Source organism: Pandoraea sp. NE5 (assembly GCF_024363545.1).
In the GTDB taxonomy this organism is placed as follows: Bacteria; Pseudomonadota; Gammaproteobacteria; order Burkholderiales; family Burkholderiaceae; genus Pandoraea; species Pandoraea cepalis.
The window spans coordinates 595,762-608,016 of the sequence record NZ_AP025517.1 but is presented as its reverse complement, the minus strand read 5'-3'; the positions used below and the strand labels follow the sequence as shown (position 1 = coordinate 608,016).

General features: G+C 64.7%; 13 protein-coding genes. 8 read left to right on the top strand and 5 right to left on the bottom strand.

Annotated features, from left to right (window positions below; translation table 11 throughout):
- The first annotated feature begins 40 nt into the window (after positions 1-40).
- Positions 41-1,372 (top strand): class I SAM-dependent RNA methyltransferase, encoded by a 1,332-nt coding sequence (locus PanNE5_RS02820; protein ID WP_017235667.1) that lies wholly within the window; start codon positions 41-43, stop codon positions 1,370-1,372.
- 79 nt (positions 1,373-1,451) lie between these two features.
- Here PanNE5_RS02820 and PanNE5_RS02815 read toward each other — a convergent pair whose 3' ends face one another.
- The 5 genes from PanNE5_RS02815 to PanNE5_RS02795 all read right to left on the bottom strand — a co-directional run bounded on the left by PanNE5_RS02815 (position 1,452) and on the right by PanNE5_RS02795 (position 6,498).
- Positions 1,452-2,567, bottom strand: a complete 1,116-nt coding sequence (locus tag PanNE5_RS02815) for a hypothetical protein (RefSeq protein ID WP_261939196.1) — start codon at positions 2,565-2,567, stop codon at positions 1,452-1,454.
- A gap of 155 nt (positions 2,568-2,722) precedes the next feature.
- On the bottom strand, positions 2,723-3,484 hold the full coding sequence (locus PanNE5_RS02810) for a 5'-methylthioadenosine/adenosylhomocysteine nucleosidase (RefSeq protein ID WP_261939195.1): 762 nt from the start codon (positions 3,482-3,484) through the stop codon (positions 2,723-2,725).
- Positions 3,485-3,586: 102 nt separating this feature from the next.
- Entirely contained in the window at positions 3,587-5,029 is a 1,443-nt protein-coding gene (locus tag PanNE5_RS02805) for an NAD(P)(+) transhydrogenase (Re/Si-specific) subunit beta (RefSeq protein ID WP_261939194.1), read from the bottom strand.
- Positions 5,026-5,352: an NAD(P) transhydrogenase subunit alpha gene (locus PanNE5_RS02800; RefSeq protein WP_130024974.1), complete on the bottom strand. Its 327-nt coding sequence runs from the start codon at positions 5,350-5,352 to the stop codon at positions 5,026-5,028. The genes PanNE5_RS02805 and PanNE5_RS02800 overlap by 4 nt, the downstream gene beginning before the upstream one ends.
- 15 nt (positions 5,353-5,367) lie before the next feature.
- Positions 5,368-6,498, bottom strand: a complete 1,131-nt coding sequence (locus PanNE5_RS02795) for a Re/Si-specific NAD(P)(+) transhydrogenase subunit alpha (protein ID WP_261939193.1) — start codon at positions 6,496-6,498, stop codon at positions 5,368-5,370.
- Positions 6,499-6,957: 459 nt separating this feature from the next.
- Here PanNE5_RS02795 and PanNE5_RS02790 point away from each other — a divergent pair, with 459 nt between their 5' ends.
- The 7 genes from PanNE5_RS02790 to sctI all read left to right on the top strand — a co-directional run bounded on the left by PanNE5_RS02790 (position 6,958) and on the right by sctI (position 12,238).
- A complete protein-coding gene (locus tag PanNE5_RS02790) occupies positions 6,958-7,434 on the top strand; it encodes an NUDIX hydrolase (RefSeq protein WP_017233978.1) in 477 nt (158 codons plus the stop codon).
- Positions 7,431-8,585, top strand: a complete 1,155-nt coding sequence (gene mnmA, locus PanNE5_RS02785; protein WP_261939192.1) for a tRNA 2-thiouridine(34) synthase MnmA — start codon at positions 7,431-7,433, stop codon at positions 8,583-8,585. Before PanNE5_RS02790 ends, mnmA begins: the two co-directional genes overlap by 4 nt.
- A 69-nt stretch (positions 8,586-8,654) precedes the next feature.
- Complete coding sequence (locus PanNE5_RS02780; protein WP_017233976.1) at positions 8,655-10,256, top strand: FMN-binding glutamate synthase family protein; 1,602 nt, start codon at positions 8,655-8,657, stop codon at positions 10,254-10,256.
- A 224-nt stretch (positions 10,257-10,480) separates the two neighbouring features.
- Complete coding sequence (locus PanNE5_RS02775) at positions 10,481-11,281, top strand: helix-turn-helix transcriptional regulator (protein ID WP_017233975.1); 801 nt, start codon at positions 10,481-10,483, stop codon at positions 11,279-11,281.
- On the top strand, positions 11,278-11,496 hold the full coding sequence (sctF, locus tag PanNE5_RS02770; RefSeq protein WP_017233974.1) for a type III secretion system needle filament subunit SctF: 219 nt from the start codon (positions 11,278-11,280) through the stop codon (positions 11,494-11,496). The genes PanNE5_RS02775 and sctF overlap by 4 nt, the downstream gene beginning before the upstream one ends.
- Positions 11,493-11,885: a DUF1039 domain-containing protein gene (locus tag PanNE5_RS02765; RefSeq protein ID WP_261939191.1), complete on the top strand. Its 393-nt coding sequence runs from the start codon at positions 11,493-11,495 to the stop codon at positions 11,883-11,885. The genes sctF and PanNE5_RS02765 overlap by 4 nt, the downstream gene beginning before the upstream one ends.
- Positions 11,882-12,238 carry a type III secretion system inner rod subunit SctI gene (gene sctI, locus PanNE5_RS02760; RefSeq protein WP_017233972.1) on the top strand — a complete coding sequence of 119 codons (357 nt, stop codon included), beginning with the start codon at positions 11,882-11,884 and terminating at the stop codon, positions 12,236-12,238. The genes PanNE5_RS02765 and sctI overlap by 4 nt, the downstream gene beginning before the upstream one ends.
- Positions 12,239-12,255 lie beyond the last annotated feature (17 nt).

Here is a 12,255-nt window from a genome sequence, read left to right as displayed (position 1 = left end):
CCCTCCGCCGGCACTTCGCGTGCCGGTCGTACGCATCGAAATGGCTTCCTTCGAATTCTTCGCGCCCTGTCCTCGCGGACTGGAAGAGGCGCTCGCCGCCGAATTGGCAGAGCTGGGACGTCTGGCGCCCGTGTCGGTGGGCAAGCAGGTGCCCGGTGGCGTGCATTTCGCCGGTCCGTGGGCCGCCGGCATGGCCGCCAACCTGCATTCGCGCATCGCGAGCCGCGTGCTGCTGCGCATCGCACAGCAGGCGTACCGCACCGAACAGGACATCTACGACTTCGCCTTGCGTCAGCGCTGGGAAGAGTGGTTTTCGTCTCAGCAGACGCTGCGCGTGGACGTCACCGGCATCAAGGCGCCGGTGCGCAGCCTCGAATTCGTCACGCTGCGGATCAAGGACGCTGTGTGCGACCGCCTGCGCGAGAAGACCGGCGCGCGGCCGAACATCGATACGTCGCAGCCCGACGTGCGGGTGTTCGCCTTCCTGACCGCCACCGACGCTACCCTCTATCTCGATACTTCGGGCGAAGCGCTGTTCAAGCGCGGCTGGCGCCTGGACAAGGGGGCGGCCCCGCTGCGCGAGAATCTGGCTGCGGGCATTCTGCGTCTGGCCGGCTGGCGCACCGACACGGCGGCCGACATGGTGCTGTACGACCCGATGTGCGGCAGCGGCACCTTCCTCGCGGAAGCGGCGCAGATTGCGCTGGGCGTGCCCGCGGGTGCCGAGCGCCGCTTTGGCTTCGAGAAGCTCAAGGGCTATGACATCACGGCATGGCAGGCGCTGAAGGTGCAGGCCACCGAAGCGCAACGCGATGCCCGCGTGCGCGGTGTGCCGCCGACGATTTTCGGCAGTGATATCTCGGGCGACATGCTGGCCAAGGCCCGCGCCAACCTGGAGCGTGCGGGCGTGGGCGACATCGGCCTCAAGCAGGTGGATGCGCGCGATATGTCGCCCCCGGTGGATCGACCCGGCATCATCGTCGCCAATCCGCCGTACGGCGAGCGTATCGAAGTGCGCGGACGTCGCGGATCGCGCGACGCCGATGACGGCGACGAATCGCCGGACATGCAGGGCAATCGCGGCGGTCAGTTCCAGCGCAATCAGCCGGACGGTGTCGACGCGGCATTCTTCCGCGCCTTCGGCGACGCGCTCAAGCAGCGCTTCACGGGCTGGAGTGCCTACCTGCTGACGGCCGACATGAGCCTGCCCGGACAGATGCGTCTGCGCGAATCGCGTCGTACGCCGCTGTTCAACGGCGCGCTCGAATGCCGTCTGTTCCGCTTCGACCTGATTGCCGGCTCGGTGCGCAAGCGCGCGGAAAGTGAGGGCAAGAGCGAAGGCAAGGACGAGGCGGGCGCGCCGCAAGCGTAAGCGAATCGTCTCGTTCGACGTTACGACAAAGACCGGCGGCCGCCGGTCTTTTGCTTTGTGCGCGACGGGCGCGTCGTGGCTACTGGTCGGTGGCGGGAGACCAGGCGACCCGCCTGGCTGAAGAGGGGGCAAGTGATGGAGGTGGTGCAGGTGGTGCAAGCGATACCGCCAATGCGGCTTGCGTCTCCCCGCGTCGCTGCGCCGCCAGCGTTGCGAGGCGCACGCGCAGTTCGCTCGGCGAGACCCGAGCGCGCTCTGGATCGCACGTCACGTTGTCCGGGTCCGACAGATCGCTGTCGTAGTCGAGGCCGGTGCGCGGCGAGTGGCCGGAAACGTTCATGAATCCGACGGGTGTAACGTTCCGGAGCCACCGCTCCGTCTCGCAGGTGATGGCGTTCTCGGACACGATGTCGTCACGGAAGGTTTCGCCGCGCGGATCCGGGTAAATCTCCCAGGTGTCGTCTCTCGCTTCCCAATGCGGCCAGAGCTGGCCGTCTGCGCCGAAATGCGTATACGCCAGCGCCTGATAGGCCTTGCGGCATGCTTCGCGCCGGACGCTGTCGGCCGGTCGATCGCGTGTCGCCGTATTGAGCAGTCGCGTAAGGCACCCCGTGTCGCCCGACGATACGCTGTAGAAGTACACCCACTTGTTGGTGACGTCGAACGTCCACGGCACGGCGACGTCGTGACCGAACGCCTGCAGGATGCGCAGCGTCAGCACGTCGTCGGCCACGTGAACGGGGTCCTGGCGTTCCAGTACGGATCGCGCCCAGTCGTTCAGCGTCGGCGTGATCACGAGCCGCTCGAAGAGGGACCAACCCGTCGGGCGTGCGCACAGGCGTTGCACGAGATCGACGGCAAGGGCAGTGGGCAGGCCCGCATCCCTGAGCGAATCGACCGTGACCTCGTGGTCTTCGAGCACGGCCAGCCGGCGCAGTGCCAATTGCTGCTGCGCGTTGAGGGCCGGTTCGCCGACGGCCGTCCTGCCGACGTAACAATCGATTTCGCGTCCGAACACGCTGTCCGGATGTTCGGCGGCAAGGGTGATTGCCGCCTTCGTCGGATTGCACTTGGGGTTGAGGGCGCGGATCTGGACGACGTCGCTCCAGGCCATCGTTCGATAGATCGGCGCCAATGCCGGCGTACTCAGACGCGCCGTTGCGCCTGTGCCGACAAGATGATTTTCCACGTTCATCGGGACTCTCCTTCGGACAATGCAAAAGATGGCATTGTCGGGAAGGCGTTCGATGCGAGGTATCGAGATCGTGCGCCGTCATTGTCCAAACGGGGACGGACGCCTCGAAGGGTCCGATGGTGAAGCGCTCGGATGGTCCGCGGCGGGTCCCCGGATCATGCGCGCCGTTCGGTCAGGAAGCGGCGCAGGATGCCGTGCGAGTAATGGCTGGCCACCTCGCGCAGAAAGCGCGGGAAGTCGACGTGGGCGGTGTCGTCGGCGCTATCGGAGAGCGTGCGCATCACCGCGAACGGAACGCCGTACTCGTGACACACCTGTGCCACGGCGGCCCCTTCCATCTCCACGGCGAGGGTCTGCGGCAGCGCGTCGCGCAGCCGGCTGACCTCGCCCGCGCTGGAGACGAACTGATCGCCGCTCGCGACTTGCCCGACGTGCACGCGTGGGGCGCTCATCTGCCATTCGGTGCGCAGCGCGACAGGCACTTGCGTCGCCATCTCCTCGGCGAGCCAGTCGCGCGCCGCTTTCGCAAGGGCGTCGCGCAGCGGCGGTGCGCTGGCGAAGGTGTCGCGCCCGAGCAGCGGGATTTCGAAACGAGGGAAGAGGGGGCTGGCGTCCATGTCGTGCTGCACGAGCGTGTCGGCCACGACGATGTCGCCGACCGACAACCCATGCGCGAGTCCGCCGGCCACGCCTGTGAAAACGAGCTCGTCGATCGCGAACCGGTGAATCAGCGCGGCGGTCGTGGCGGCCGCCGCAACCTTGCCGACACGTGCGAGCACGACGACACAGTCATGGCCATGCAGCTTGCCCACGTGGTAGTCGCGCATACCGATGGACTCGACGTGCGCGCCGGGCGCCATCTCGGCGAGCAGATCGGTAATTTCTTCGTGGAGAGCGGCGACAATGCCGAGCGTCATGGCGCGGTTCCTGGGAGCAATGAGGAGCGCGCATTGTAGCGCGGGGCTGCCGGTCACCTTCCCGTGCAGCCCCGCAGTCCGGCCGATGGCGAACGTGTCGCCTTAGTCGACGGCCTTGACCATTTCCTCGACGACCTTCTTCGCGTCGCCGAACACCATCATGGTCTTGTCGAGATAGAACAACTCGTTATCGAGACCGGCATAGCCCGCCGCCATCGAACGCTTGTTGACGATGATCGTCTTGGCCTTGTACGCCTCGAGAATCGGCATGCCGGCGATCGGCGATGTCGGATCGTTCTTCGCGGCCGGGTTCACCACGTCGTTCGCGCCGAGCACCAGCACCACGTCCGTCTGGCCGAATTCGCCGTTGATCTCGTCCATCTCCAGCACCTGATCGTACGGCACTTCGGCTTCGGCGAGCAGCACGTTCATATGACCCGGCATGCGCCCTGCCACCGGGTGAATGGCGTAGCGCACATTCACCCCCTTCTCGGTGAGCTTGTCGGTCAACTCCTTCAGGGCGTGCTGCGCGCGGGCGACGGCCAGGCCGTAACCCGGCACGATCACCAGCGATTCCGCGTTGCTCATCAGGAACGCGGCGTCGTCAGGCGAACCCGACTTCACCGGCCGTTGTTGTTGCGCGCCGCCCGCAGGGCTCGCGCCCGGCGTTGCACCGAACCCGCCGAGAAGCACGTTGAAGAACGAGCGATTCATGGCTTTGCACATGATGTACGACAGGATCGCGCCTGACGAACCCACGAGCGAGCCCGCGATGATGAGCATCGGGTTGTTCAGCGAGAAGCCGATACCGGCGGCCGCCCAGCCCGAGTACGAGTTCAGCATCGACACGACGACGGGCATGTCCGCGCCGCCAATCGGGATGATGATGAGCACACCGAGCACGAACGCGATGGCCGTCATCAGAACGTACGGCAGCCAACTTTGCGACAGGAAGAAGATGACGCCGAAGCCGAGCATCGCGATGGCGAGCAGTAGGTTGACCGTGTGCTGGCCCGTGAACTGGACCGGTGCGCCCTGGAACAAACGGAACTTGTACTTGCCCGAGAGCTTGCCGAAGGCGATGACCGACCCCGAGAACGTGATCGCGCCGACGAACGTGCCGATGAACAGCTCGATACGGTTACCGGAAGGCAGCACAGTTTCGCCGGCCGGCACAATGCCGAACGCCGCCGGTTCCGCCACCGCCGCCACCGCGATACACACGGCCGCAAGACCAATCAGTGAGTGCATGGCCGCGACCAGCTCCGGCATCTTGGTCATCTCGACCTTGCGTGCGACGAACGCGCCGATGCCACCGCCGACCACGAGCCCACCCAGAATCAACCCGAGACCCGAATAGTTCCCGCCCATCAGGCGTCGCAGTTCAAAGATCAACGCAATCGTGGTGAGGGCCGCAATGGCCATCCCGATCATGCCGAACGCATTGCCGCGTCGCGCCATCTTCGGATTCGACAGGCCCTTGAGCGCCTGGATGAAACAGATCGACGCGACCAGATACAGCAGCGTGACGAGATTCATACTCATTGCTTGTCCCCCTCGGCCGCCTTGACGGGTGCCTTGTCTTTCTTCTTGAACATCTCGAGCATGCGCTGTGTGACGAGGAAGCCCCCGAACACGTTGACCGCCGCAAGCGCCACGGCCACGACACCCATCGTCTTGCCGAGCGCGCCTTCCGTGAGCCCGGCCGCGAGCATTGCGCCCACGATCACGATGGCCGAGATCGCGTTCGTGACCGCCATGAGCGGCGTGTGCAGCGCAGGCGTGACGTTCCACACCACGTGATAGCCGACGTACACCGCCAGCACGAAGATGATCAGATTGATCACCGTGTGATTGATCATTTCCATGGTCGTGTCTCCCCCTTATGCCGCACGCAGCACTTGACCGTCGCGGCACATCAGGCACGCACTGACGATGTCGTCGTTGGTATCGATGACGAGCTTGCCTTCCTTGTCGATCACCAGCTTCAGGAAGTCGAGCACGTTACGGGCATACAGCGCCGAGGCGTCGGCCGCCACCATGCCCGCGAGGTTGGTGTAGCCCGCAATCGTTACGCCATGCACCTTGACGACCTCGTCGGCCACCGACAAGGGGCAATTGCCGCCGCCATTCGCGCCGCGTCCCGCAGCGAGGTCGATGATCACCGAGCCGGGCTTCATGGCCTTGACGGTGTCTTCGGCGATGAGCGTCGGTGCGGCGCGTCCCGGAATCAACGCGGTGGAGATGACGATGTCCGCCTGCGTCAAACGTGTGTGCACGAGTTGCGACTGACGCGCGAGCCATGCCGCCGGCATCGGGCGCGCATAACCGCCCACGCCCTTGGCGATCTCGCGTTCCTCGTCGGTCTCGAACGGCACGTCGATGAACTTGGCGCCGAGCGACTCGATCTGCTCGCGCACGGCCGGACGCACATCCGAGGCTTCGATGACCGCGCCGAGACGCTTGGCCGTGGCGATGGCCTGCAACCCGGCGACGCCGGCGCCCAGCACGACCAGACGCGCGGCCTTGACCGTGCCGGCGGCCGTCATGAGCATCGGCATGAAACGCTGATACAGATTGGCGGCAAGCATTACGGCCTTGTAGCCGGCGATGTTGGCCTGCGAAGACAACACGTCCATGCTTTGCGCGCGCGTGGTCCGCGGCGCGGCTTCCAGGGCGAAGGCCGTAATGCCGGCGGCCGCCATGCGCGCATTGTTCTCGGCATCGAACGGGTTGAGCATGCCGACGACGACGCTGCCGCGCGGGATGAGTGCGAGTTCTTCGGAGGAGGGGGCCCGTACCTTGAGTACGAGTTCTGCCCCCAGGGCGTCGGCGGCGGTGCCTAATGTGGCGCCGGCGGCTTCGAAGGCCGCGTCGGGCACGCTTGCGGCGTCTCCTGCACCGCGTCCAACCACGATCTGATGTCCTGACGCGACCAGCTTCTTCACCGTCTCGGGCGTGGCCGCGACACGGGATTCGCCGGTAAGCGTTTCGGCGGGGATGCCGATTCTCATTACGTCTCTCCTTGGGTTTGTGAACTGATCTCATCAGCGGCCAAGGAGCCGCAGCGCGTGCGCTGCCGGGGCAGGCGCATTACCTGTTTCGCCGCTGATGACATTAGTCCTGCACAAACCACTGCAATCGAACTACTGTACAAACCGGTGATGCGGTACTGCCACTGCATGCTGCACATTGCTGGTGCTGGAAGCTTACCCGAAGATGACAGGCACGCCTATTGCACGAAACCGCATATGGATATGCCGACGGGGCCGGGACGATGGTCGTTGCGGCCGACCGACCGGTCGGTCATCTCGGCCGCCACACTCACGACGCTCACCCGTCCTCAGCGCCAAACCCCGTCAGACGGTAAAATGCTGCTTTTATCGGGGTAACGTCTCGGACCGACTGCGTGGGCCAACCGCCGGCCACGGTCCATGGGGCTCGTCAGGTCCCCCGTCCTGCAAGGATGTGTCATGAATGCACGCTGGAAGCCCAACGTGACGGTCGCCGCGGTCGTTGAGCGCGACGGCCGTTTTCTGTTTGTCGAAGAGCAAAAGCGTGAAGGCCTGTTGATCAACCAACCGGCCGGTCATCTGGAGCCGGGCGAGTCGATTCTCGACGCGGTGCGCCGTGAAGTGCTGGAAGAGACGGCCTATGCGTTCGCGCCCCAGCATCTGCTGGGCATCTATCTCGCCCCCGGCCCCGGCGACATCGCGTATCTGCGCTTCGCGTTCACCGGCACACTGGGCGAGTTCGATGCGTCGCGTACGCTCGACGACGGCATTGTCGGCACCGTCTGGCTGACACCAGACGAAGTGCGTGCCCAGCGCGCGCGCCATCGCTCGCCGATTCTCGAGCGCTGCATGGACGATTACCTGCGGGGGGTCCGTTACGACCTCGCCCTACTTCTGACCCATCCGGCGAGCGCCGGCGGGCAAGGCAACACATGAGTCAAAAACGCGTAGTGGTCGGCATGTCGGGCGGCGTGGATTCGTCGGTCACGGCATGGCTGCTCAAACAACAAGGCTATGACGTCGTCGGCCTGTTCATGAAGAACTGGGAAGACGATGACGACAGCGAATACTGTTCGACCCGGCAGGACTGGATCGACGTGGTCTCGGTCGCGGATCTGATCGGCATCGACGTCGAAGCCGTGAACTTTGCCGCCGAGTACAAGGACCGTGTGTTCGCGGAATTCCTGCGCGAGTATTCGGCGGGCCGCACACCCAATCCGGACGTGCTGTGCAACGCCGAGATCAAGTTCAAGGCGTTTCTCGATCACGCCGTGGCGCTGGGCGGCGAGACCATCGCCACCGGTCACTACGCCCGCGTGCGCGAGCGCGATGGGCGCTTCGAGTTGCTCAAGGCGTTCGATCACACCAAGGATCAGAGCTACTTCCTGCACCGGCTGAACCAGCAACAGCTTTCGCGCACGATGTTCCCGCTTGGCGACATGCCGAAAACGAAGGTTCGCGAGATTGCCGCGCAGATCGGATTGCCGAACGCGAAGAAGAAGGACTCGACCGGCATTTGCTTCATTGGCGAGCGCCCATTCCGCGACTTTCTCAATCGCTACCTACCGACCCAACCGGGCCCGATGAAAACGCCTGACGGAGCGGTCGTGGGCGAGCACGTGGGCCTGGCGTTCTACACCCTGGGCCAGCGCAAGGGCATCGGACTCGGGGGCAGCCGCGAAGGCTCCGGCGAGCCGTGGTTCGTGGCGCGCAAGGACATGGCGAGCAACACGCTGTATGTGGTGCAGGGCCACGATCATCCGTGGCTGCTCTCGAACACGCTCGATGCCGAAGACCTGTCGTGGGTCGCGGGCGAGCCGCCGGCCGAGGGCACGCGCTGCGGCGCCAAGACCCGCTACCGGCAGGCCGACGCCGCATGCGAAGTGGTGCGTGCCGACGCCGATGCGCTCACGTTGTCGTTCTCCGAGGCGCAGTGGGCGGTCACGCCGGGGCAATCGGCCGTGCTGTATGACGGCGAGGTCTGTCTGGGCGGCGGCATCATCGCGGCCACGACGCCGGCCGACGCCGGCAGCGCTAACCCCCAGGCCGCCGTGGCCGCCAAACACGCCATCCTCAATACGCATTGAATCCGCCGGCGCTCGCCGGGGGACCCCCGGCCGCGTGCCGGCGAGTGTCCCCTAAAGCAAGGAGATTTCATGTTCTCGCGCCGATTCCTGGCTCTGTGGCTCGTCGTGGCGTTGCTCCTGGCAACGTTGGCGGGCGTGCTGTTCGACGGTTGGCATCCGCTCTGGCCGTTGCCGTTTGCTGCGCTGGTGGCGCTCGGCGTGTGGGATATCGTGCAGCAGCGTCACGCCGTGCTGCGCAACTACCCGCTGTGGGGACACTTCCGGTTTCTGTTCGAATTCATCCGCCCCGAAATTCGCCAGTATTTCGTGGAAGACGATACGTCCGAAACCCCCTTCTCGCGTGCCCAGCGCAGCATTGTCTATCAGCGCGCCAAGGGCGATGTCGACAGCCGGCCGTTCGGCACCGAGATCGATGTCAAGGCGACGGGCTACGAATGGATTGCCCACTCGCTCGCGCCGACAGTCCTGAAGGATCACGACTTTCGCATCACCATTGGCGCGGATCGCGCACAGCCGTATTCGGCGTCGATCTTCAATATCTCCGCCATGAGTTTCGGTGCCCTGTCGGCCAACGCCATCCGCGCACTCAATCGCGGTGCGAAGCTCGGCAACTTTATTCATGACACCGGCGAGGGTTCCATCTCGCCGCATCATCGGGAGCAGGGCGGCGACCTGATCTGGGAGGTGGCCTCGGGCTATTTCGGATGCCGCAACGACGACGGTACCTTCAACGCCGAGAAATTTGCGGCGCAGGCGACGACGCCTCAGGTGAAGATGATCGAGGTGAAGCTCTCGCAAGGCGCAAAGCCGGGACACGGCGGCGTGTTGCCCGCGGCCAAGATCACGCCGGAGATTTCCGCCACGCGCGGCGTGCCGATGGGGCAGGACTGTATTTCGCCGTCGCGTCACAGTGAGTTCTCGACGCCGCTCGGGTTGCTGCAATTCGTCGAGCGTCTGCGCACGCTCTCGGGGGGCAAGCCGACCGGGTTCAAGCTGTGCATCGGCCATCCGTGGGAATTTTTCAGCATTGTGAAGGCGATGCTCGAGAGCGGTATCCTGCCCGACTTCATCGTCGTGGACGGCTCGGAAGGCGGCACGGGCGCCGCGCCGCTGGAGTTCACCGATCATGTGGGTGCGCCGCTGCAGGAAGGACTTCTGCTCGTGCACAACACGCTCGTGGGGGCCGGGTTGCGCGAGAAGATCCGCATCGGTGCATCGGGCAAGATCGTTACGGCATTCGACATCGCCCGTACGCTGGCCATCGGCGCCGACTGGTGCAACTCCGCGCGCGGCTTCATGTTCGCGATCGGCTGTATTCAATCGCAGAAATGTCACACCGATCGCTGCCCGACGGGCGTCGCAACGCAGGATACGTTGCGTCAGCGCGCCTTGGTGGTGCCGGACAAGGCGCAGCGCGTGCACCAGTTCCACGCGCATACGTTGCATGCGCTGCAGGAGTTGATTCAGGCGGCGGGGTTGTCGCATCCGTCGGACCTGCGAGCGCATCACATCGTCGAGCGTGTGTCGACCAACGAGATTCGCCTGATGTCGGAATCGCTCAAGTACCTTGCGCCGGGCGATCTGCTGCGCGGCCAGTTCCGTTATCAGCTCTACGAAAAATACTGGCCGATGGCGCGTGCCGACAGTTTCTCTCCGGCTGAGGTCACCTGACAGAACGGCGCAAGCCCAGGCAAGAGGCTTCCACCACAACCCGACGCGATGCTGCGCCGGGTTTTTTTACGTTTCCCGATAGTTTTCTTCCCAAATACGATAACGCCGAGGTCAGGCATCGCACATTAAGGTCTCCACCGGATGATGCTCGCGGGCGGACTCGCCTATGGTGTGGCCTTCGACTTTGTCATCCCGGCGACCGCCCGTCGTCAGAGGAGGAGCCTATGAGTACGGTGCGATTTCTGATCAGCCACCACGACGTCAAACTGAATGTGAACGGTCTCATACACACGCTGCCGGCCGGCGGCATGACCGCCACCCATTCGGATGCGACGATCGATGCCCCAGGGCCGGTGATGTCACACGATTTTCACGCCTGCGACCTGCAGGCGCTGTACCCCGATGTCGTCGATCTGCTCGACCGCCGTCCGCTCGGCGTTTTTCATCGACAGGCGGCACGCACGTTGATTCTCGAGCCCAGCATGGTCGACGTGGCCATGACGTTGCAAAACGTCGACCGCATGGCGATGTTGCGTTTCTTCTACGTCTATTGCCTGTGTCGCGATCAGCGGTACTTCTCGGCCATGTTGCGTCAGACGATTGCGGGCAGCCATTCGCTGTTCGATTTCGTCGAGGCAAATTTTCACCGACCGTGGCCGGTCGGCCGCCTGGCCGAGGAGTTCGGCATGCCGCTGCGCAAATTTCGCTACCTGTTTCAGCAAACGTATGGCATGCCCGCGAAGCAGTGGCTGTTGGAGCGGCGCCTTCGGCTGGCGCGCGATCTGCTGCTGTCCACGCGCCACAAGGTGCTCGACATCGCGCTCGAATGCGGCTTCACCAACCACGCGCACTTTACCGACACCTTCCGCAAGCGCTTCGACTGCGCGCCGACGGAAATCCGACTCGGCACGCCGCCGCAGCGCGGTAGCCGTCGTGTGGCCATGCCGCAAGCCGACGCCTACGCCGCCATGCGCGCCGATCTGGTGGCGGGACACGGTGCCGTCACCGAGGAGGGCGTGCAATGAACGTCGAAGAGATTCACCGCGGGATGTCCGAAGGGGTGCGACGCATGTCCGACGAGGCCACCCAGGCCGTGCGCGCACCCGAAACCAACGACCCTCGGCATATGCTCGATGTCCAATTCAAGTTGCAGCAGTTCTCGACAATGGTCGGGCTGCATAGCGCTGCGATCAAGCTCATCAAGGACACGCTGATGGGCATCATCGCCAAGATCGCATGACGCGCGCAGACCGCGTACCGAGCAATGCCGCCGATTCATGGTTGGACGCGTCGATCCGGCAAATCGTCGTCGAACTGGCGCTGGCGGGTGCGCATCACGGCATGCACTCGCAAGCCCACGTGATCCTGAATGCTTTGCCGTCGCTCGTGACGGATCGCGAGACGCGTCAATGGCTGCACTCGGCGCTTCTCATCGCGCTCGGCGATACCCGCGCGGCGCGCGCCCACCTCGCCAAGATCGTGGCGGCCGGGCATGACGCCAACCCGACAGGCGACGTGCTCGCCCGCTGGCTTGACGCGATGGACGCCAGCCAGTCCGCCAACGCGATGTCGCCGACGTCGCCCGCGTTGTCCTCGTCCTCCTCTCCTCCTCCCGTTCCCTCGTCATGACCACTTCTCAGATCCCCGCGGTACTTGCGCACGCGTCTGCCATTGCAACGCCGGCGAACGCCGCGCTCGTACCGGCCAACGCCAGCGAGCACGACGCCGTTCATTTCGGTCAGGCCCTCGCGAGCGCGCCGTCGCTGCCGGAGCATCATCTGCTCAGCGCAGCGGGCAAGCTTGCGGGTAACACCGAACGCCTGGCCGATCGGGTGGCGATCGACGAGCGCACGCTGGACGATCCGACCCGCATGCTCGCGATGCAGCGAGCCCTGACCGAGCGCGTGCTGGCACTGGAGTTCGTGGCGAAGGTGGCAGGCGCCGCCACGCAAGGGGTGAACAAGCTGGTGCATATGCAATGACGTGCGGCCGTCGCATC

What these genes read in the sequence shown, in the direction of transcription:
- PanNE5_RS02820 (WP_017235667.1), top strand. Translation starts at nt 41, where the DNA reads ATGGCTTCCTTCGAATTCTTCGCGCCCTGTCCTCGCGGACTGGAAGAG.
- PanNE5_RS02815 (WP_261939196.1), bottom strand. Translation starts at nt 2,567, where the DNA reads ATGAACGTGGAAAATCATCTTGTCGGCACAGGCGCAACGGCGCGTCTG.
- PanNE5_RS02810 (WP_261939195.1), bottom strand. Translation starts at nt 3,484, where the DNA reads ATGACGCTCGGCATTGTCGCCGCTCTCCACGAAGAAATTACCGATCTG.
- PanNE5_RS02805 (WP_261939194.1), bottom strand. Translation starts at nt 5,029, where the DNA reads ATGAGTATGAATCTCGTCACGCTGCTGTATCTGGTCGCGTCGATCTGT.
- PanNE5_RS02800 (WP_130024974.1), bottom strand. Translation starts at nt 5,352, where the DNA reads ATGGAAATGATCAATCACACGGTGATCAATCTGATCATCTTCGTGCTG.
- PanNE5_RS02795 (WP_261939193.1), bottom strand. Translation starts at nt 6,498, where the DNA reads ATGAGAATCGGCATCCCCGCCGAAACGCTTACCGGCGAATCCCGTGTC.
- PanNE5_RS02790 (WP_017233978.1), top strand. Translation starts at nt 6,958, where the DNA reads ATGAATGCACGCTGGAAGCCCAACGTGACGGTCGCCGCGGTCGTTGAG.
- mnmA (WP_261939192.1), top strand. Translation starts at nt 7,431, where the DNA reads ATGAGTCAAAAACGCGTAGTGGTCGGCATGTCGGGCGGCGTGGATTCG.
- PanNE5_RS02780 (WP_017233976.1), top strand. Translation starts at nt 8,655, where the DNA reads ATGTTCTCGCGCCGATTCCTGGCTCTGTGGCTCGTCGTGGCGTTGCTC.
- PanNE5_RS02775 (WP_017233975.1), top strand. Translation starts at nt 10,481, where the DNA reads ATGAGTACGGTGCGATTTCTGATCAGCCACCACGACGTCAAACTGAAT.
- sctF (WP_017233974.1), top strand. Translation starts at nt 11,278, where the DNA reads ATGAACGTCGAAGAGATTCACCGCGGGATGTCCGAAGGGGTGCGACGC.
- PanNE5_RS02765 (WP_261939191.1), top strand. Translation starts at nt 11,493, where the DNA reads ATGACGCGCGCAGACCGCGTACCGAGCAATGCCGCCGATTCATGGTTG.
- sctI (WP_017233972.1), top strand. Translation starts at nt 11,882, where the DNA reads ATGACCACTTCTCAGATCCCCGCGGTACTTGCGCACGCGTCTGCCATT.